The 19708-nt window shown below is 61.8% G+C and carries 15 protein-coding genes; 13 read left to right on the top strand and 2 right to left on the bottom strand.

The annotated features are described in order from the left end of the window. Window positions 1–153 precede the first annotated feature (153 nt). Window positions 154–1935 (top strand): thiamine pyrophosphate-binding protein, encoded by a 1782-nt coding sequence (locus tag M9917_RS01385; RefSeq protein WP_297250522.1) that lies wholly within the window; start codon window positions 154–156, stop codon window positions 1933–1935. Between the two features lie 197 nt (window positions 1936–2132). Further along, entirely contained in the window at window positions 2133–3356 is a 1224-nt protein-coding gene (locus tag M9917_RS01380; RefSeq protein WP_297250521.1) for an acyl-CoA dehydrogenase family protein, read from the top strand. 68 nt (window positions 3357–3424) lie between these two features. Here M9917_RS01380 and M9917_RS01375 read toward each other — a convergent pair whose 3' ends face one another. Then, window positions 3425–4150, bottom strand: coding sequence for a GntR family transcriptional regulator (locus tag M9917_RS01375; protein WP_297250520.1), 726 nt, complete (start codon window positions 4148–4150; stop codon window positions 3425–3427). 589 nt (window positions 4151–4739) lie between these two features. Between M9917_RS01375 and M9917_RS01370 the strand changes: the two genes are divergently transcribed. The 7 genes from M9917_RS01370 (at window position 4740) to M9917_RS01340 (ending at window position 12117) form a co-directional block, all read left to right on the top strand. Next, window positions 4740–5792, top strand: a complete 1053-nt coding sequence (locus tag M9917_RS01370) for a phosphotransferase family protein (protein ID WP_297250519.1) — start codon at window positions 4740–4742, stop codon at window positions 5790–5792. A 14-nt stretch (window positions 5793–5806) separates the two neighbouring features. After that, the gene (locus M9917_RS01365) at window positions 5807–6667 is read left to right on the top strand and encodes a 3-hydroxyacyl-CoA dehydrogenase family protein (RefSeq protein ID WP_297250518.1); all 861 of its coding nucleotides are present in this window, start codon (window positions 5807–5809) and stop codon (window positions 6665–6667) included. After that, window positions 6664–7437 (top strand): SDR family NAD(P)-dependent oxidoreductase, encoded by a 774-nt coding sequence (locus M9917_RS01360; protein WP_297250517.1) that lies wholly within the window; start codon window positions 6664–6666, stop codon window positions 7435–7437. Before M9917_RS01365 ends, M9917_RS01360 begins: the two co-directional genes overlap by 4 nt. Window positions 7438–7453: 16 nt before the next feature. Continuing rightward, window positions 7454–8242 carry an SDR family oxidoreductase gene (locus M9917_RS01355; protein WP_297250516.1) on the top strand — a complete coding sequence of 263 codons (789 nt, stop codon included), beginning with the start codon at window positions 7454–7456 and terminating at the stop codon, window positions 8240–8242. 26 nt (window positions 8243–8268) lie between these two features. Then, window positions 8269–9450, top strand: a complete 1182-nt coding sequence (locus tag M9917_RS01350) for a thiolase family protein (protein ID WP_297250515.1) — start codon at window positions 8269–8271, stop codon at window positions 9448–9450. Between the two features lie 44 nt (window positions 9451–9494). Beyond that, window positions 9495–10262, top strand: a complete 768-nt coding sequence (locus M9917_RS01345) for an enoyl-CoA hydratase/isomerase family protein (RefSeq protein ID WP_297250514.1) — start codon at window positions 9495–9497, stop codon at window positions 10260–10262. A gap of 64 nt (window positions 10263–10326) precedes the next feature. After that, window positions 10327–12117 (top strand): acyl-CoA dehydrogenase, encoded by a 1791-nt coding sequence (locus tag M9917_RS01340; protein WP_297250513.1) that lies wholly within the window; start codon window positions 10327–10329, stop codon window positions 12115–12117. 133 nt (window positions 12118–12250) lie between these two features. On the opposite strand, the gene M9917_RS01335 is transcribed toward M9917_RS01340, so the two are convergent. Beyond that, on the bottom strand, window positions 12251–15709 hold the full coding sequence (locus M9917_RS01335) for an indolepyruvate ferredoxin oxidoreductase family protein (protein ID WP_465246360.1): 3459 nt from the start codon (window positions 15707–15709) through the stop codon (window positions 12251–12253). A gap of 288 nt (window positions 15710–15997) precedes the next feature. On the opposite strand from M9917_RS01335, the gene M9917_RS01330 reads away from it, so the two are divergent. The 4 genes from M9917_RS01330 to M9917_RS01315 all read left to right on the top strand — a co-directional run bounded on the left by M9917_RS01330 (window position 15998) and on the right by M9917_RS01315 (window position 19371). Then, window positions 15998–16318, top strand: a complete 321-nt coding sequence (locus tag M9917_RS01330; RefSeq protein WP_297250511.1) for a putative quinol monooxygenase — start codon at window positions 15998–16000, stop codon at window positions 16316–16318. Beyond that, window positions 16315–17196 (top strand): isocitrate lyase/PEP mutase family protein, encoded by an 882-nt coding sequence (locus M9917_RS01325; RefSeq protein ID WP_297250510.1) that lies wholly within the window; start codon window positions 16315–16317, stop codon window positions 17194–17196. The genes M9917_RS01330 and M9917_RS01325 overlap by 4 nt, the downstream gene beginning before the upstream one ends. A 163-nt stretch (window positions 17197–17359) precedes the next feature. Beyond that, window positions 17360–18352, top strand: a complete 993-nt coding sequence (locus M9917_RS01320; RefSeq protein WP_297250509.1) for an ABC transporter substrate-binding protein — start codon at window positions 17360–17362, stop codon at window positions 18350–18352. 104 nt (window positions 18353–18456) lie between these two features. Further along, on the top strand, window positions 18457–19371 hold the full coding sequence (locus M9917_RS01315) for a DMT family transporter (RefSeq protein WP_297250508.1): 915 nt from the start codon (window positions 18457–18459) through the stop codon (window positions 19369–19371). Window positions 19372–19708 lie beyond the last annotated feature (337 nt).

Genomic DNA, 19708 nt, shown 5'->3' with positions numbered 1-19708 from the left:
GGCGTGCGCGACAACGCAGCTTGAGGATTGTACGAAGCTGCGCGCCCGTCCATGGCCTTGGGAGTTCTGTGCGCATGGGCGCAAATTCATACAATTATTTCACCCCGGCCCGGAGGCCTAGTCGAACGGTATCCTCTGCCACGGGACCGACCGATGAACTCAAGCCGTCCGCCTGTCAGGGCCAATGTGGAAATGGCATGGGGCAGCGATGCAGTCGCCCAGTTTCTTCGCGATGCCGGCTATACTTACATCAGCATCACACCCGGCGCGAGCTTCCGCGGTCTGCACGACAGTCTGGTCAATTATCTCGGCGGCGAGAAGCCGGCGCTCCTGCTGTGCATTCACGAGGAGCACGCCGTCGCGCTGGCGCACGGATTCGCCAAGGTGACCGACAAGGCAATGGCCGTCGCGTTGCACAGCAACGTCGGCCTCATGCATGCGACCATGGCAATCTTCAATGCATGGTGCGATCGCGTGCCGATGCTGATCATTGGCGCGCAGGGGCCGATGGATGCGGAATTGCGCCGGCCGTGGGTCGAGTGGATCCATACCGCACGCGATCTCGGGAGCCTGATCCGTGGATATGTGAAGTGGGATGATCAGCCCGCATCCGTTGGCGCGGCGCTGGAGGCGCTGGCGCGGGCCGGGATCATCACCGCGACCGCCCCGACCGGCCCGGTCTATGTCTGCCTGGACCTGACGAACCAGGAAGAGCCCGTGAGGCCGGGGCTTGCTCTGCCCGACCTGGCGCGCTTCAAGCCGCCGCTGGCGGCCCAGCCCTCCGATGAGGCGGTCGTCAAGGCCGTCGAACTCCTCAGGGCGGCGCGGAAGCCGGTCATCATCATCGGGCGCGTCAGCCGGGATGAGCAGGCTTGGGCGCTTAGGATCGCGCTGGCCGAGCGCCTGGGCGCCCGCGTTATCACCGATCTGCGTGTCGGAGCCGCTTTCCCGACCACGCATGAGCTTCATCCCCATGCGCCGGGCCTGTTCCTCGGCGAGGACGCCGTTGCGACCATCGCCGAGGCCGACGTCATTCTGAGCCTGGATGCCCTGGATTTGGGCGGGACCTTGCAGCGCGCATTCGGCGTGAGCGCGCCGAGCGCTTCGGTGATCAGCTGCTCCGTGGATCAGTACTCTCACAATGGCTGGAGCATGGACTATCTGGCGCTGCCGCCGGTCGACGTCACCCTGCTCGCGACGCCTGACGCGGCAGTCCCGGTGCTGCTGAAAAAACTCGGGGATGGCGTGCCCATGTCGGTCTGGGAGAGAGCGGTTCGCGGATATGCGGACTGTGCCCCGGGCGAACAGGTTCAGGGGGCGATGTCGATCCAGGCCTTTGCCGAGGCCGTCTCCGAGGAACTGGCGAATGTCGAGTGCTGCTACACGAGCCTGACCATTGGTTGGCCGAGGGAGTTCTGCTCGTTCGAACATCCTCTCGACTATCTCGGACATGATGGGGGCGGCGGCATCGGCGCCGGCCCTGGAATGGCGGTAGGCGCAGCCCTTGCTTTGCAGGATTCGGGACGAATTCCTGTCGCGGTTCTCGGCGACGGTGATTTCCTGATGGGAGCCACGGCGGTCTGGACCGCCGTCCACGAGAAATTGCCGCTGTTGATCGTCATCGCCAACAACAGTTCGTTCTTCAACGATGAACTCCATCAGGAGCGGGTCGCGCGGGCGCGTTCGAGGCCGGTCGAGAACAGATCGATTGGCTTGCGGATGTCGGATCCTTCGATCGACCTGGCGATGATCGCTCGCGGCCAGGGGGCCGAAGCCTTCGGGCCGGTGCGATCCGAAGACGAGCTGCGCACGATCATGAAACGGGCGATCGCGATCGTTCGGAATGGGGCTGTGTGCGTGATCGATGCAGCCGTCCACCCCGAATATGAGCGATCCACGTCGGTCAGCCTCATGAAAAGCGCGCAGACGGGCTGATCGCGCGGCGTTGGAGTTATTATCGTCTGACGATGATGGCTCTGCAATCCTTTGGCTCGATCAGGGTATGCCCGCTTTTTAGCAAAGTTTGCCGGAGTATGGCGAATTCGCTTTTAATTTTGGGCTGTCGCGAACTTTACATGCCTTCCGCGTTCCCATAAGCTCTCGACAAATCGTCTGACGAAATGGACATGAGCATGAACTGGGACACCGGTGTGAGCCCCCGCACGAAGGAACTGGCCGAGAGCCTTCAGGCGTTCATGCATCGCAAGATCTACCCCAATGAAGGGCGCTTTTTCCGCGAGGTCGAAAAGGAAGGCCCCTGGTCGGTATATCCAGTCGTCGAAGAGCTGAAGAAGGAAGCCAGGGCTGCCGGGCTCTGGAATCTTTTCCTGCCTGACAGCGAATATGGCGCCGGTCTCGGCAATCTCGAATACGCCCCGCTCTGTGAGATCATGGGGCGCTCATATCTGGCGCCGGAGGTCTTCAATTGCTCGGCCCCCGATACCGGGAACATGGAGGTTCTGGTTCGCTACGGCACGCCTGAGCAAAAGGAACGCTGGCTGAAGCCCCTTCTGGCCGGCGAGATCCGGTCGTGTTTCGCGATGACCGAGCCCGCGGTGGCCTCCAGCGATGCCACGAATATCGAAAGCCTCATTCGCAGGGAGGCGGACGAATACGTCATCAACGGACACAAATGGTACACGACGAATGCCACCGACCCCCGGTGCAAGATCGCGATCTTCATGGGCAAGACGGACCCGGATCATCCAAGCATCCATCAGCGTCAGTCGATGATCCTCGTTCCGATGGATACGCCCGGTGTCGAGGTCGTGAGGCCGCTTCCCGTGTTCGGATATTACGGCGTCCCCGATCGGGCATCCGAAGTCGTCTTCAAGGATGTGAGGGTCCCTGCTTCCAACATCCTCCTGGGCGAAGGCAGGGGTTTCGAAATTGCGCAGGGCCGGCTTGGACCGGGTCGGATCCACCACTGCATGCGGCTTATCGGTCTCGCGGAACGTTCGCTGGAACGCATGTGCGAACGAACGCTTGGCCGTGTCGCATTCGGAAAGCCGATTGCTGATCAGTCAGTGACGCGGGAGCGGATCGCGGAGGCGAGGATCCTGATCGAGCAGGCGCGCCTCCTCACGCTCAAGACGGCGCATCTCATGGATACCGTCGGCAACAAGGTGGCGCGAAAGGAGATTGCCATGATCAAGGTCGCCGTGCCCAATATGGCGTGCCGCGTCGTCGATTGGGCCATCCAGGCCCACGGAGGAGGCGGCACGTCCAATGATTTTGGTCTGGCGATGGCTTATGCAACTGCGAGGCTGTTGCGATTGGCGGATGGCCCGGATGAGGTCCACCGGGATCAGATCGCGCGTATGGAGTTGAAGGGCTTCCAGAAATCCAACGCTTAGATGCTGGAACAAAGAGCTGAATCGCCATTCTGCGTCCGACGGGACGCACGGCGATCCAGCCAAACAGGTTATTTCGGCTCGCTTGCAATGAACGCGCTGTCGGGCAGATGCTCGATGCTGCGCCTGACATGCGCGACATGCTGGCGGGCCATTTTTTCAGCCCAGTTCGGTTCACCAGCCAGCACGGCTTCGGCAATATCGCGATAGTCGTCGAATCGGACTTTCTCAAGGTTGTCGTCGCTGTCGCGAAATTGTATTCGAACGAGGTGGACCTGCATGCTCGGCAGAACTCTGTCTATTTCTCTATTGTTGGCAATGTCAGTAAGTGTCTTGTAAAATCGATTGCGTGCTCTGACGAATTGCAGGAACTCGCCCCCCTTTTCGAAGCCTACGAGCTGTTGAACCGTGGCGTTGAAGCGCTCGCGATTATCGCCGATGCCAATCCGCTCGGCGGCCAGCCGCGCGGAAAGCCCGACCAGCATTTCGAGCAGAAGAAGGGTATCGATGGCTTCTTCGCGGCTGAGAGCCCTGATGTAGGCCCCCCGATAGAGATTTAACGATACGATGCCTTCGCCCGCCAGCCGGCGTAGCGCTTCTCGGACCGAGCTCCGGCTCGTGCCATACTCACTCATGATGGCAGGTTCGCTCAGCCGCTGGCCGGGAACATAGCGACCCTGATAGAGGCCCTGCACGATCCTGTTGTAGATCAGATCGGGTGAGCTGGGGCCATGCCTGGGCTTGGGGGTCTCTTGCCCGATGCCCTTCTCGCCTTGTGGTTCCGTGACTGAAGACAACGTTGCCGTTCCCGAACTTTCTCGATGCCTCGCAACAGGCCGGAGCTTGCCGTAGCGAGCGATACCAGATGCGCCTCATCAGGCAATAGACGTGAGCGGCACCCAGCGCCCGGCGCAACGGCTTCGTTGCTGTCGTGCTCGCTGCCCGCGGTCACGGCCCTATGCTCCCGTATGGATCGTCTGACAGTCAAGTATTTTTCCGACCCAATCCATTTTCGCGGCTTCGGGAGTGCTCTTGGCCTTGAAATGACGTATGCGGACATTTAACCTCGGATCGATAGGCCGATAAAGCTGCGGGTAGCTTAAGTCCTCCGACAGCGACAAGGGCAGCGGTAGCATTTGTAAGCGTGAAGACGGGTTGACTTCGTCAGACGATTTTATATCGTGGCGGTACCGGGATGGTTCTGAAGGCCAGCAAAGTTGCGTGAGTGGCTGTCGGTCCGGAAGCGCCGGAGGGCAGGGCGCCGATCAGGCGTAGCTTCATCGACACTGACGAAAGGCCGGCGGGCATTCTTCGGCGAGCTCTGCGGAGCGTAAAGAAGAAGACCCGGAGCGATGAAGAATCGTCGCCCGAATTGGGAGGAAAAGGATGAGCGGTTCGCCCGATGGATCGGGAGCTGACGTTGCAACCACTGCCGGCTGGGGCACGCTCGACCATTGGCTCGCTTCGAACGTGAAAGGTTATGGCGGCCCGGCGACGATCTCTCGTTTCGAGGGCGGTCAGTCCAATCCAACCTATCGGCTCGACGCGCGATCCGGGGCTTATGTGCTGCGGCGCAAGCCGTCTGGCGTGCTCCTGCCGAGCGCTCACGCGATTGATCGAGAGGCTCGGGTGTTGTTGGCCTTGGCGGATAGCGGTGTCCCGGTAGCCCATGTTCACGGTTACTGCGCGGACCCGGCGGTCATCGGCACGCCCTTCTATGTCATGGACCTTGTCGAAGGCAGGGTCTTCTGGGATCAAGGATTGCCCGAGCTTTCTCGCGAAGAGCGGGCCGCGATCTACGATTCCATGAACGAGACCATCGCGAAGCTTCACACGCTCGATCCAGCGGCTGTCGGCCTCGAAGATTACGGCCGTCCCGGCAATTTCATGGCTCGCCAGATCTCGCGTTGGACGACCCAATATCGCGCCTCCGAAACCGAGGCGATCGAGCCGATGGATCGCCTGATCGAATGGCTGCCGGCTCATCTGCCCGGGCAGGAAAGCTCTTCCATCGTTCACGGCGACTATCGGCTGGACAACCTTATCATTCACCCGAGCGAACCGCGCGTGGCCGCCGTTCTTGATTGGGAGTTATCGACGCTTGGGGATCCGCTCGCCGATTTTACCTATCACGTCATGGCATGGCGCATCCCGCCGGACGTGTTTCGGGGGTTGAAGGGCGTCGATCTCGCGTCGCTCGGCATTCCCGATGAGGACACGTATCGGGCAAGCTATTGTGCGCGAACGGGCCGGGACGAGATCCGCGATTGGGATTTCTACATGGTCTACGGCATGTTTCGCATCGCTGCGATCCTTCAGGGGATTGCGAAGCGGGCACGCGATGGCAACGCGTCAAGTATCGCCGCGGCAGAGATCGGCAAAGCGACTCGGCCAATCGCCGGGTACGCCTGGGAGCTTGCCCGCAGCGTCGGCGGCTGATTTCGGAGGACATGATGGGGCGTGCTGAGCGGATCGGTGTCGTCGGAGCCGGCCTTATGGGGCGCGAGATCGCGTTGGTCTTCGCGCTGGCGGGCTATGACGTGCTGTTGGCCGATCAATCCATGGATCTCCTCGACGGCGCGCGCGCCCGCTTGGCGGAGATCATCCAGAAGGCTGTGGCGAGGGGGCTCTATCAGGAAAGCGACGCCGCGGCGCTCGATCGCATTGCGACGACGACCGACCTCGAACAGTTCTTCGATCGGGATTTCGTGACCGAGGCGGTTTTCGAACAGGAAAGTACCAAGGCGAAAGTCTTCGAAAGGCTTGACGCAGCATGCAAGCAATCCTGCGTCATCGCGACGAACACCTCGACGATACCAATTTCCGTTCTGGCCTCCCATGTGGGAGCGGAACGTCGAAGCCGCTTCGTTGGGACGCATTATTTTTCACCCGTTTCGCGTATGAAACTCGTGGAGGTCATGCCCGGCATCGAGACAAGTCCCGAAACCGTCGAGACGGCGATGCGGCTCTGCCGTGAGGTGGGTAAAACCCCTATCGCCATCAAGGACGTGCCTGGCTTCGCCGTGAACCGGCTCTTGCATGTCCTCATGATCGAGGCCGTCCGTCTGGTCGAGGAAGGGGTCGCTACACCCGAAGATATCGACACTGCCTGCCGGCTGGGGCTCGGCCACCCGCTTGGCCCCTTCGAGCTGATGGATGCGACGACATCGAGCCTGTGCCTGCAGGCCCAGCAGATCATGTTTGAAGCCTATGGCGAGCGCTTTCGTCCTCGCCCCTTGCTCAAGCAACGGGTTCAGGCGGGATATGGTGGCGGCCGCGGCAAGCCGGGCTGGCGAAACGAGGTCAGGCGATGACCATGTTCGACCTTACGGGAAAGGTTGCGATCGTCACCGGCTCGTCCCGCGGCATCGGCCGCGCCATCGCGGAGCGCATGGCTGAGGCGGGGGCAAAGGTGGTGATCTCCTCGCGGCGTGCCGACGCGTGTGAAACGGTCGCGGCCGGGATCAACGCCCGACATGGCGCGGGGCGGGCGCTTGCCGTCGCAGCCAGCATTTCGTCCAAAAGCGAGCTCGGCGCCCTGGTGCGCAAGAGCGTCGATGATTTCGGCCGAATCGATGTCGTCGTCTGCAACGCCGCCTCAAATCCGTACTTTGGCCCGATGAGCGCGATTGCTGACGAGCAGTTCCGCAAGGTCCTCGACAACAACATCATATCGAACAACTGGCTGATCAGCATGGCTGCGCCCGAGATGCAGCGGCAGGGGGAAGGCGCGATCGTCATTATTTCTTCGATCGGCGGACTGCGGGGCGTGCGATCGATCGGCGCGTACAACATATCAAAGGCCGCCGATATGCAGCTCGCGCGCAATTTGGCCGTTGAGCTGGGAGACCAGAACATTCGGGTCAATTGCATCGCGCCAGGCCTGATCCGGACCGATTTTGCGCGTGCGCTTTGGGAGAACCCCGACACGCTCGCGCAGCACAACCGCCTGACGCCGTTGGGCCGCATCGGCGAACCGGACGACATCGCCGGCTGTGCGGTCTTTCTGGCGAGCAAGGCCGGCTCCTTCATCACGGGCCAGACGATCGTCGTCGACGGCGGTTCCACGATCACGAGCTTCTGAAGGGCGGCGCATAACCATGGATATCCGGGGAAGGATCGTCGTCGTGACGGGCGGTGCGAGCGGCATTGGCCGGGCGCTTTGCGAACGCTTCCACGCCGACGGTGCAGCCAAGGTGATCGTGGCTGATCGTGACGGCGGCCAGGCCGATGCCGTCGCGGGCAGCGTGGAAGGCGCGTCCTTTCCATGCGACGTCTCGGACGAGGCGCAGGTACGGGCCCTGGTGGACACAGTCGAAAGCCGACACGGGCCGATCGCGCTGTTTTGTTCAAATGCCGGTATCGCGTCGTTCGATGCGCTTCCGCGCAATGCTGCCAGTGCCCCGAACGAAGCCTGGGCGAAGAGCTGGGCGGTGAACGTCATGGCTCATGTTTATGCGGTGCGGGCACTCGCGCCTGTGATGGAGCGACGGGCCGAAGGCTACTTTCTTCTGACCGTTTCCGCAGCCGGATTGCTTTCGCAGATCGGTGGGGCGCCTTACGCGACGACAAAGCATGCGGCGATCGGCTTCGCCGAAGCGGTCGCCATCGCTCACGCCGACGCTGGAATCCGGGTTTCGGTCCTTTGCCCGCAGGGGGTGGACACGCCGATGCTGCGCTCGCTCCCCGAGGGACCCCAGGCGCGCGATGGCGTCATGACGGCAGAGGATGTTGCCGCATGCGCCGCGGCGGGAATCGCCATGGAGCGTTTCCTGATCCTGCCGCACCCCCAGGTCGCGGACTACATGCGCCGCAAGACAGCCGACTACGACCGCTGGCTTGCCGGCATGGTCAAACTCCGCCGGTCCCTCGAGGCCAACGCCTCGTGATCCGAATTCCGAGGGAAGGAACAGACATGACCGAGATCGTTCTGGCCGGTGGCATGCGAACGCCGTTCGGCGACTTTGGAAAGTCGCTCCGTGAGGTGCCGCTGGTCGAGCTGGGGGCCCACGCGGCGCGGGCTTCGCTGGCTCAAGCCGGGCTGGCTGCCGAGGCCGTCGATCATCTGGTCTGGGGCAATGTGCTGCCCGTCGATCAGGAGGGCTACCTCGCGGCCCGCGCGGTCGCGCTCAAGGCCGGCCTGTCCGAGTCCTCGACGGCAATGAATGTCAACCGTGCCTGTGGCTCCGGCCTTCAGGCCGTCTTCACGGCGGCCGAGCACATCGCCAGCGGTCATTCCTCGATAGCGCTCGCTGGTGGCGGCGAGAATTTTTCACGGGCCCCCCATATCGTCACCGGGGCTCGGTGGGGGGTCAAGCGCGGTCCGCAGACGATGGTGGACGCACTGGATTGGACTTATCGCGATCCGTTGAGCCTAGAGCTCATGGGCGAAACCGCGGAAAACCTCGCGGAGGATTACAAGTACACGCGCGAAGCCATGGACGCGTATGCGCTGACAAGTCAGAGGCGCGCCGGCGCCGCGGTTGAAAGTGGCTTCCTGGCAAGGCAGATCGCCCCGATTGAGGTGCCTGATGGCAAGGCCAGCCGGGTATTCGAGCGCGACGAGTTCCCTCGGCCGTCGATCACCGCGGACAAGATCGCCTCGATGAAGCCGGTCTTCCGCTCCGGAGGCAAGGTCACGCCGGCAAATTCGAGTGGCGTCACGGACGGCGCGGCATTCATCGTTGTCGCCGAGCGGCGGGCCGCGGAGGCCGCGGGCGTGAGGCCGCGCGCGAGGATCGTCGACTATGCGATCGCGGGCGTGCCGCCTCGCATCATGGGGTGTGGTCCAGTGCCGGCGACCCGCAAGCTGCTCGAGCGTCAGGGGCTCAGGATTTCCGACGTCGACTATTTCGAAGTCAACGAGGCGTTCGCCGCCGTCAATCTCCATGCCGAGGCACAGTTGGGAACCCCGCGTGATCTCACCAACCTGTACGGTGGCGGGATTTCGATCGGGCATCCGCCCGGAGCGACGGGTGTCCGTATGGCGATCACGGCGCTTCAGCACCTGGAAGACGCCGGCGGCCGCCGCGCGATCCTGACGCTTTGCATGGGCGGCGGGCAGGGCCTGTCGGTTCTGATCGAGCGCATCGCCTAGATCTGCCGCGCGTGACGGAGGACGGACCCATGACGGAGCAATGCGTGGCGATCGAGGTCGACGGCGCGCTCGGCAGGTTGACCGTGCGCAGGCCGAACGCGCTGAATGCGCTGAATGCGGCCGTTCTCGAGCAACTGCTTGACGGTGTTGAGAGGCTTGTCACCAATCCGGATGTTCGCGTGTTGCAGGTCAGCGGGGAAGGCGAACGGGCCTTTATCGCGGGCGCGGACATTTCCGAGTTCGTCGGAGCCAGGCCGGCTGACGCGCTGGTCATCGCCGCGCGGATCAAACGGGTTCTCGATGCTCTTGCCCGCTGCCCGAAGCCCGTGGTCGCCGTCATCAACGGCTTTTGCCTTGGAGGCGGTTTTGAGCTCGCTTTGGCTTGCGACATTCGCATCGCTTCGACCAAGGCCCAGTTCGGGCTGCCGGAAATAAAGCTCGGCATCCTTCCAGGTGGCGGTGGCACCGTGCGCCTGACGAAAATGGCCGGATCTTCAGTGGCGCGAATGCTGACGATGACGGGAGATCCCATATCGGCCGCTCGCGCTTTTGAGCTCGGTCTGGTCGCGTCGGTCCATGAACCGGAGCAATTGCCGGGCGCGGCTCGGGCGCTTGCGGAGAAGCTGGCCGCATTGCCGCCTTTCGCGCTGGGGCAACTGAAATCGTCACTGAACATCGCGGTCGATGCCGATACCGAATCCGCCTGCCACGCCGAGGTGAAGGCGTTCGCCCTCTGTTATGCGACGCAAGACAAGGAGGAGGGCGCCAGAGCCTTCCTCGAAAAGAGGAAGCCCGTGTTCACCGGCCGATGAACGACGATGCGGCCAGCCGCACCGCTTGGGATGTCATGGCTATGCCGACAACTGGGAGATAGCCTTGATCACGATTGACCGCCGCGATCTTGAATTCCAGCTCTTTGATCTTCTCGCACTCGACGACTTGCAGAGCACGCCGCGGTATGTGGATTATGACCGCGCTGCGATCGAAGCGGCGCTCGACACCGCAGAACGCCTGGGGTTGGAGTATTTCGAGCCCTTGGCCGCTCAGCTCGACGAGCGGGAGCCGCGTTTCATCGACGGGAAGGTCGACATGCTCGCCGGCGCCGCCGAGGCGCTCGGAGCCTACCGCGATGCCGGCTTCTTCGGCGCAGGCTTCGAGCAGCGCTGGGGGGGAAGCCAAATGCCCGAGACCCTCGGCTGCGCGTGTGGATATATCTTTTCGTCGGCTAATATCGGTCTTGCGGCCTATCCGCTTCTGACGAAGGGAGCCGCCAATCTGATCGCGAGCTTCGGCACGGACGCGCAGCGGGAACGCTTCCTCAGGCCCATGGTCGAGGGCCGCTATTTCGGGACGATGTGCCTCTCCGAACCGCAGGCGGGCTCTTCGCTATCGGATATCGCGACCGTTGCCGAGCGCCAGCCGGACGGCAGTTTCCGTATTCGCGGGCGCAAGATGTGGATTTCCGGCGGTGATCAGGAGATTTCGGAGAACATCGTCCACATGGTTCTCGCCAAGGTTCCCGGCGCGCCGGCAGGGGCAAAGGGCATCTCGCTTTTCATCGTGCCGAAATACCTCGTTTCCGAGGATGGCCGGTTGGAGGGGCGCAACGGCGTCGCGCTTGCGGGGCTCAACCACAAGATGGGCTATCGCGGCACGACCAACACGCTGCTCAATTTTGGCGAGGACGCGCCTTGTACGGCCTATCTGTTGGGAGAGGAGAACAAGGGCCTGGCTTATATGTTTCAGATGATGAACGAGGCGCGGATCGCTGTCGGCCTCGGAGCAACGGCGCTCGCCGCGGCGGGCTATTCCGTGTCGAAAAACTACGCTCGCGAGAGGACTCAAGGCCGGCATCCCGACAAGAAGCGACCGGACCTGCCACAGGTCCCCATCATTGAGCATGCGGATATCAAGCGATTGCTGCTTGCTCAAAAGGTTGCTGTCGAAGGAGCTTTAGCGCTTCTGCTCTATACGGCGATGCTCGTCGATCGAATCCGCACGCGCCCGGAAGACGCCGGCCGCAACGACGACGAACTCGTCCTTGACCTGCTGACCCCCATTGCCAAGTCCTGGCCTTCCGAGTTCTGCCTGGAGGCCAATAAGCATGCGATACAGATCCTCGGCGGCTATGGATATGCCCGCGACTATCCCGTTGAGCGCCTGTATCGCGATAATCGCCTGAACGCCATTCATGAAGGAACGCATGGTATTCAAGCGATCGATCTGCTCGGGCGAAAAATTCCTTACGAAAACAGGGCCGGGTTCAGTATTCTCATCTCCCGGATGCAGGAGGAGATACGCCAGGCGCAAGCTTTCGATTCCCTCCGCGAAGAGGCCGAAGCTCTCGATCGGCACCTGTTGCGTGTAACCGAAACGACCGGAATTCTTCTCGCCGCGCTTGCCGAAAGGCCGCGTCTGGCGCTCGCCAATGCGACCATCTATCTCGATATGATGGGGCATAGCGTGATTGCTTGGATGTGGCTGAGGCAGGCCGTGTGCGCCGCTCGGCAGCTAAGGTCGGGCGATGGCGACGGGCCGTTCTTGCAGGGAAAACTGGCCGCGTTTCGATATTTTATGAATTACGAGCTGCCGAAAGCGCGCACTCAATGCGATATCTTGAACAGAATCGATGACATGACCGTATCAGTCGACCCGGACTGGCTTTGATCGGGCCGCTGTTTCCATCAGCATAGCATCTTTAAGCCTCCCCGAAGACCCCGGCTCGGCAGGGAGCATCGCGCAAGAACGCCGCTCGGATAGAGCACGCGCCATGCGACGGTAAGGCGTTCAAGCAGCCGCGCTATTCAGCCGCAATCGGAATGGGAATATTTCGTTCAAGAGCTGCGACAGCGCGATCGACGCTCTCATAATACGTCGTCAGGCTCCGGCTTTTGACCGGGCCAAAGCCTCGGACATTGTCCGGCAGGTTCAGAATGTCGACAATCGCGTCATGGTTTGCCGGGCTGAGCATGGCGATCAGCTTTTCCAGCAGGGCTTCGTAGTTCCCGATGAGCTCGCGCTCCTCCTTGCGGTCGCTCGATCGGGCGAAAGGATCCCATATCGACCCCCGCAGGAAGCGAAGGCGCGCCAATATTTTCATGAGAGGCAGCATCCAACCGCCGAATTTCATCTTGCGCGGCTCGCCGGTCGCCGGGTCCAGTTTCGCCAATAGCGGCGGCGCGAGATGGAACTCGAGCGAAAAGTCACCGTCGAATTGTGCGTTCATCGCCGCTGCGAAGGCAGGGTCGGCGTAGAGCCGGGCCACCTCGTATTCGTCCTTGTAAGCCATCAGCTTCGCGAGATTCCTGGCGACCGCCGTCGGCAGCCGTTCATCGCCGGCGGCCACCGCGTTTGCCGCGCGCCGGGCCTTTTCGACCCATTGCCTGTAGCGTAGCGCATAGGCCTCGTTTTGATAGGCGGTCAGGAGAGCTGACCTGTGTTCGACGATCTGATCCAGCGTCTGCGGTGCCGAAGGCGCCTTGCTGATCCGGGCCGCGTTGACGACGCTGTCATAGTCGACAGCCGCCCGCCGACCCCACGCCAGCGCGAGCAGGTTCTGATCGACGGCAGCCCCATTCAAGCGAATGGCTTTGGTGAGGGCTTCGAGACCGACCGGGAGCAATCCCAATTGCGCAGCCATCCCCAGCACGAATGAATTCGCCGCAATGGCATCGCCCATGAGGGCACGGGCGAGTTCCGCGGCTGGCACGAAGCGCGTCCTTTCGCTGCCGATGGCGTCTTCCAGGCGCGACATCATGCGGTGTTCGCCAAGATCGATATCCCTGTCGCGAACGAAGGCAGCAGGGGGGATCACCGCGGTGTTGACGATCGCCTGCGTCCGGCCGGCCTTGTAGGTGGCGACGGTCGTGGCTGTCGAGGCGACGACCATGTCGAAGCCGAGTAGGAGGTCTGCGGCTCCATGCGGGATGCGCGACGCATAGATCGGGCTGCCCGTACCGACCCGGATATGGCTCGTCACGGCGCCGTTCTTCTGAGACATGCCCGTTGAATCGAGAACGGTGACCTGTTTGCCCTCGAGGTGGGCGGCCATGCCCAGCAGCGCGCCGATCGTGATGACACCGGTTCCGCCCACGCCCGCGACGACGATGCCGTAGGGTTCCACCGAGTCACGGACCGCCGGCTCCGGCAACCCGACGGACGGGTCCTCGCTACGGGCTCTGGCGGCCTTGCGAAGCCTGGCTCCCTTCACCGTCACGAAGCTCGGGCAAAAGCCGTTGATGCAGGAAAAGTCCTTGTTGCACGACGACTGGTCGATTTGCCGCTTACGTCCGAGCTCGGTTTCCAGAGGCTGGATCGAGATGCAGTTCGACTTCGTGGAGCAGTCGCCGCAGTTTTCACAGACGGCCGGATTGATGAAGACGCGCCGGTCGGGATCGGCCATCAAGCCGCGCTTGCGCCGCCGCCGTTTCTCTGCGGCGCAGGTCTGGTCGTAGATGAGTATCGTCAGTCCTGAGACGTCGCGCAGCTCGCGCTGGATGCGATCGAACTCGGAACGGTCGTGGATTTCGACCCCATCGGCCAGCCTGTCCGACGCGGAGTAGCGGTCCGGTTCTTCACTGACGATGACAATGCGCTTCGCCCCTTCCGCGGCGACCTGACGCGTGATCTGCCCGACGGAGAGGCCGCCCTCGACCGTTTGTCCGCCGGTCATGGCGACGGCGTCATTGTAGAGAATTTTGTAGGTGATGTTCACGCCCGCGGCGGCGGCGGCACGGATCGCGAGAAGGCCGCTGTGCGAATAGGTGCCGTCCCCGAGATTCTGGAAGACGTGCTTTTCGATCGTGAACGGAGCTTGCCCGACCCAGGCGAGGCCTTCGCCTCCCATGTGGCTGTAGAACGGGGTGTTGCGCTCGGGCATGAACGCGACCATGCCGTGGCAGCCGATGCCGGCCATGCCGCGGCTACCCTCGGGCAGCTTGGTCGAGGTGTTGTGAGGGCACCCTGAACAGAAGAACGCCGGCCTCGAAAGGACGGGGGGCAGGGCGATCAAGGCGCCCGCCTTTTCGTCCTGCGCCCGCCCGCGCTCCGCGACATCGCCGGCTAGCATGCCCAGCGCCGCCAGCCTTTGCCGAATGGCGCGCGAAACCAGGTGGGGGCTGATGTCACCATCGCTGGGAATGAGCGTGTTTCGGTCGAGGTCGGTCTTGCCGACGAGTCGTGGGTGTTTCTCCACGCTGAACAGGATCCGCGCGATCTGATCCTCGATGAGGCTTCGTTTCTCCTCCACGACCAGAATTTCGTCGAGGCCTTTCGCGAACTCCATGATGGCGGAGCTTTCGAGCGGCCAGACCATCGCCACCTTGAGAATGCGAATGCCGAGTTCGGCTGCTTTGCTTTCGTCGATGCCAAGCCCCGACAGCGCCTCGCGCAGGTCGAGATAGGCTTTTCCGGATGCGACGATGCCGAGGCGCGCATTCGCGGAATCGGCAACGATCCTGTCCAGACGATTGGCCCGGGCGAATGCCGCGACGGCGGCCATCCGGGGACCATGGAGGCGACTCTCCTGGACGAGAGGCGGATCCGCCCGTCGAATGTTCAATCCGCCGGGCGGCATGACGAAATCGGACGGCGGGTTGATTTCGAGGCGTGCGGGATCAACCTGCACGATACCGGCCGTCTCGATCGTCTGGGCAACGGCTTTCAGACCGACCCAACAGCCCGTGAAACGCGACATGGCGATGCCGAGCAACCCGAGATCGAGGTAATCCTGCAGTGCTGCCGGGCTCAGGATCGGCATCATGGACGCGATCAGGCTCTGCTCGCTCTGCGTCGGGATCGATGAGGACGAGCAGGAATGGTCATCGCCCAGGATCGCGATGACGCCGCCATATCTGGAGGTGCCTGCGAGATTGGCGTGCTTGAACACGTCGCCGGACCTGTCGACGCCGGGGCCTTTCCCGTACCAGATCCCGAAAACGCCATCGACGGTCGCGCCATCGAACAGGTTGAGTTGCTGGCTGCCCCATACGGAGGTGGCGGCCAGGTCTTCGTTCAACCCCGGTTGAAAGACGACATTGCTGCGGCTGAGGTGCTTCTTGGCTTCCTCGAGCGCCCTGTCATACCCTCCCAGAGGCGAGCCTCGATACCCGGTGATGAAGCCCGCCGTGTTGAGGCCGGCCGCATCGTCCCGGGCGCGCTGCATCAAGGGAAGTCTGACGAGAGCCTGGGTGCCGGTTAGGAATACCCGCCCGCTTTCCAGCGTATATTTGTCGTCCAGTTCAACGTGGGCCAACACCAGACATCCACTCCCGCTGTGTTTTCGGCGGCGATCTTCACGCTTGGGAGGGGGCGATCTAGTAGCAAATTGCGGACCGGGTTCTGAAAGAGCGATGAGATCTCGCAATTTCATCCTATTGTGCCGGGGAGTGTCATGGAATGAAGCGCAAGCCTTTTGCCGTTGGCGGCCGCGATCCCATCCGGTAGGTCAGCCTCGAGCGCAGGTTGAACCCGCCTGCGGCGGGAGCGCACCCGCCTCCGACATTGAGGAACGGCGTGCCCTCCAGACCGCGGTGACCGTGTGACATCGATGCAGACAGCCCTCCCTCTCGAACTTGCGCAGATCGACGTCCTGCCCAGCATGGAAGAAGCGTTTTGCCGTGAATTATCCGAGCTTCTGCCATTGATTGCTGCGGCAGAGGGCTGTCACGGCGTGGCGGCCTATCGGTCTGTCGAACATCCGCGCCGCTTTCGGCTGATGGTGAACTGGTCGAGTATAGAGGATCACATCGCCTTCCGCTCGACTGAGGCCGTGCAGCGGATCCGGTCCGTCATCGGTCGCTATGTTCAGTCGCGTGCAGAGACCGAGCATCTGCTACAGATTGCAACGGTGCGCGCGAGCCAGCCATGAGCAAAGCCAGGTTTTTTCGCGAGCTGATCGCAAGGCAGCAGCCGATCGTCACGCCCACTGCCCACGATGCCTTGAGCGCTCGCATGCTCCAGCTGCTCGGCTTCGATGCCATCGCCTTGGGTGGCTCGTCGATGCTCGCCGCACGGTACGGGCTTCCGGACATCGGCCTGGCGGGCTTCGCCGAGATGCTGGAGACGGCGCGTGACATCGTCACTTCGGTGGACGTTCCGGCGGTCGTCGACGCAGATGACGGTTACGGGGACGTGAAAAGCGTCGTCCGAACCGTCCATGCCTATGAGGAGATCGGTGTCGCCGCACTCATTCTGGAAGATCAGCGCCGCGCCGCCAAACGCCCCGGAGACAGCGCGGCCTCGAGTGTCGTTGATATTCCCGAAATGAGGGCGAAGCTGGAAGCGGCCGTTCGGTTCAGGAAGGTCGGCGACACGATGGTGGTCGCCCGCACCGACAGCTACGCCCTGGAGGGCGCGGATGGCGCGATCCGCCGATGCGAGGCCTATCTGAAAGCCGGGGCCGATGGCATCTTTGTTCCAGGGGTGACCCGGCACGAGGATCTGGCGGCTATCGCAGGTGCATTCCCCGGCGTGTTCAAGCTCATGGTCCAGGTGGAGGGCAGCGAGACGCCGTGGCTTTCCCCGGGGGAGCTCTTCTCGCTTGGCTACAACCAGATTGCTTATCCGTCATACATCATGAACCGTATGCTGTCGGCGCTCGAGTCGGCATGCCAAGCGCTGTCGGGCGCAGCGTCAGCCCGGATGGCCCCACCCGTTCTCGATGATCTCGCGGCCGTTCGGGCCCGATTCAATGAGGCTGTCCAGATTACGAAATGGAACGCATTTGCAATTCCAGAAGCGTCCTAGCGGGAGTTGCCCGATCGATTGCGCGCCGCTCGAGCACAGGGACCGGCGCAATTCCGTCCAAGAATGAATGCCAATCTCGCCGCAAACTCTCGTCGTGCCGCGCTTGCTGCGCCTCGATGGCATGCAGCGATCGTCAAGCCGGAAAATGAGGGGAGGAACGTCAATGAGGAAGTATCTGCCGTTGTGCACGATCGCCACTGTCCTGGCTCTCGCCGGTCTCGTGGTTCGTGCCGAAGCGCTGGAAATTTCGGTTTCGAACTATGGGGTCTCGCCGGGCAGCATGCCGATGGCCATCGCCTTGAAGAAGGGTTTCTTCAAGGAGGCGGGGGCAGACATAACCGCCATCAGGAGCTCCCCGGGCTCGGCACCGGCGATCCGCGAGCTCATCGCGGGTGATCTGCCCTTTGCCGAGGCCGGCATCACCGGCGCCATCGCGGCGATCAAGAATGGAGCGCAGCTGAAGATCATCAGCATGGATGTGAATACCTTTGCCGAGGTGACCTGGATTACGATGCCGAACTCCTCGGTCAAGTCGCTCGCCGATCTCAAGGGGAAGCGGGTGGGGTTCACCAGCCCGAAATCCGCGACCAACATGGCGGCTCTTCTGATGCTCAAGAAGGCGGGCATCGAAGCTGACGACGTGAAACTCATCGCCACGGGTAGTTTTCCGCAAGCTCTGACCGCTCTGGAGGCAGGCGGAGTCGATGTCGTGCCCATGGTCGAGCCGACGTTCTCGATTAGCGGGAACAAATACCGGGTGGTGGCGCGCAGCAGCGATTTCATGCCGCCCACCAACAACGTGCTTGGCTTGACGACGGTTAAGGCTGCCGGTGCAAACCCTGACGTTCTGAAGGCCATCATCGCCGGACGCCGGAAAGGCCTGGATTTCATGCTGAAAAATCCAAAGGAAGCCGGTGAGCTCCTTGCGCCGATCTTCAAGGTCGATGCCAAGGTCTTGGAGAATGTCATCATCAACCTTCGGGACAATGGCAGCACCGATGGCTTCAGTTACTGGAGCGAGGGGCAAATCGACCTGACGCCACTCAAGAATGCGGTCAATGGCGCGCTTCTGACAGGTGAGCTGACGGAAACCTTCGATACGGAATCGATGATCGATAGGTCATTTCTTCCGGACGATTTGAAAGCAAAGAAGTAGAATTGGATTTAAATACGAAGAAATTGGAAGGCTCGGGCGCCGTGCCCGAGCCTTTAAGCTTTGAAACATATTGCCCGGCCTGAACCAGCCAACCGCGTGGGATTATGCAGAACAGGACAGCAATCGCTCTCGCTTTTCGCCTCGTTTCTGCGTTCACGCTGTCAATAATGCTGGTTCTCGTTAAACTTTGCGGCCACAGAGGCGTTAATCTGCCTGAGCTGATGTTCTGGCGCCAGCTGATTCCCGGCCTGGTGCTCTTCATCTGGCTTCTGAGGCGAGGAGAGATTGGTCGACTCAAGACCGCACGCCCTTGGGTGCATGCGCGTCGCGCCGCCACAGGGACGCTCAATCTGTTCCTGATGATGTGGGCCGTCCAGTTGCTGCCGTTGGCCGAGTCGACGGTGCTCACCTTCACAATGCCGGTATTTGCGGTGTTGCTGGCAACCGTCTTCCTGGATGAACGGGCAACGGCTTGGCATTGGGGGGCGGTGTGCCTGGGTGTTCTCGGTGTGGCGCTGATCGCTTCGCCGACCGGTGGGCACCTGCCGCTTGTCGGGGTCTGTGTGGGGTTGGGAGCAGCGTTCGGAGGGGCGATCGTCTCCATCCAATTGCGCGATCTCGGGCGCACTGAAGAGCCGGTCCGCGTCGTTTTCTACTTCTCGCTGCTCGGTTGCCTGCTGCTGGCTCCATGGTTGTTCCGCGGCGCCGGCGGCCATGATGCGGTGACTTGGGCACTGATCATCGGTGTCGGGCTGAGCGGACTCCTGGCGCAGCTATTCATGACCTCTGCTTTGCGGTATGGCGGCGTAGCCAGCGTTATCGTCATGGATTATTCGCAGCTGATCTGGTCGACTTGCGGTGGCTGGGTCGTGTTCAGCCAGCTACCTCCCGGAAGCACTTGGGTCGGGGCGCCTTTGATTATCGCTGCGGGTCTGCTCATCGCGTGGAACGAGCGTCTCTTTTCGGCATTCCGCGCTGGTCTGGGGAATCTTGGCTCCAGAACATCCTCCGACAGGTAGTCCCCTTTCGCCTTTCTCGGCAGCGTAGCAGACGGCGGTTCCGGCCTGTTTCGAGGATGTGAATTGGCGCGTCCACGAGCGTTGCCGGCTTTTAGCCGGCAAGAATATCATAATTTTGAACAAGCATAGTTATTTCTGGCTACGCTAAGATTATGTGTAAATTGTTATCACGAAAATTACAGGTTAACTACCGCGGGCATTAGTATCAATAGGATTATATTTATTTAATATTTAATTCTTGCGTCGGGGTCGTTGCAATTTTGTCCAATCGTGGAGGGCCTGGCGCACATACGGTCCTTGTTCCACGTGCTGCCCGTTGATCGCAGCTCCGTAGGAA

Source organism: Bosea sp. (in: a-proteobacteria) (assembly GCF_023953965.1).
GTDB lineage: Bacteria > Pseudomonadota > Alphaproteobacteria > Rhizobiales > Beijerinckiaceae > Allobosea.
Note: the sequence above shows the minus strand (reverse complement) of the source record. Positions and strands in the feature narration are given on the sequence as shown.

Excerpts from the sequence above, each read along its gene's own strand:
- M9917_RS01385 (WP_297250522.1), top strand. The coding sequence starts at position 154 with ATGAACTCAAGCCGTCCGCCTGTCAGGGCCAATGTGGAAATGGCATGG.
- M9917_RS01380 (WP_297250521.1), top strand. The coding sequence starts at position 2,133 with ATGAACTGGGACACCGGTGTGAGCCCCCGCACGAAGGAACTGGCCGAG.
- M9917_RS01370 (WP_297250519.1), top strand. The coding sequence starts at position 4,740 with ATGAGCGGTTCGCCCGATGGATCGGGAGCTGACGTTGCAACCACTGCC.
- M9917_RS01365 (WP_297250518.1), top strand. The coding sequence starts at position 5,807 with ATGGGGCGTGCTGAGCGGATCGGTGTCGTCGGAGCCGGCCTTATGGGG.
- M9917_RS01360 (WP_297250517.1), top strand. The coding sequence starts at position 6,664 with ATGACCATGTTCGACCTTACGGGAAAGGTTGCGATCGTCACCGGCTCG.
- M9917_RS01355 (WP_297250516.1), top strand. The coding sequence starts at position 7,454 with ATGGATATCCGGGGAAGGATCGTCGTCGTGACGGGCGGTGCGAGCGGC.
- M9917_RS01350 (WP_297250515.1), top strand. The coding sequence starts at position 8,269 with ATGACCGAGATCGTTCTGGCCGGTGGCATGCGAACGCCGTTCGGCGAC.
- M9917_RS01330 (WP_297250511.1), top strand. The coding sequence starts at position 15,998 with ATGCAGACAGCCCTCCCTCTCGAACTTGCGCAGATCGACGTCCTGCCC.
- M9917_RS01325 (WP_297250510.1), top strand. The coding sequence starts at position 16,315 with ATGAGCAAAGCCAGGTTTTTTCGCGAGCTGATCGCAAGGCAGCAGCCG.
- M9917_RS01320 (WP_297250509.1), top strand. The coding sequence starts at position 17,360 with ATGAGGAAGTATCTGCCGTTGTGCACGATCGCCACTGTCCTGGCTCTC.
- M9917_RS01315 (WP_297250508.1), top strand. The coding sequence starts at position 18,457 with ATGCAGAACAGGACAGCAATCGCTCTCGCTTTTCGCCTCGTTTCTGCG.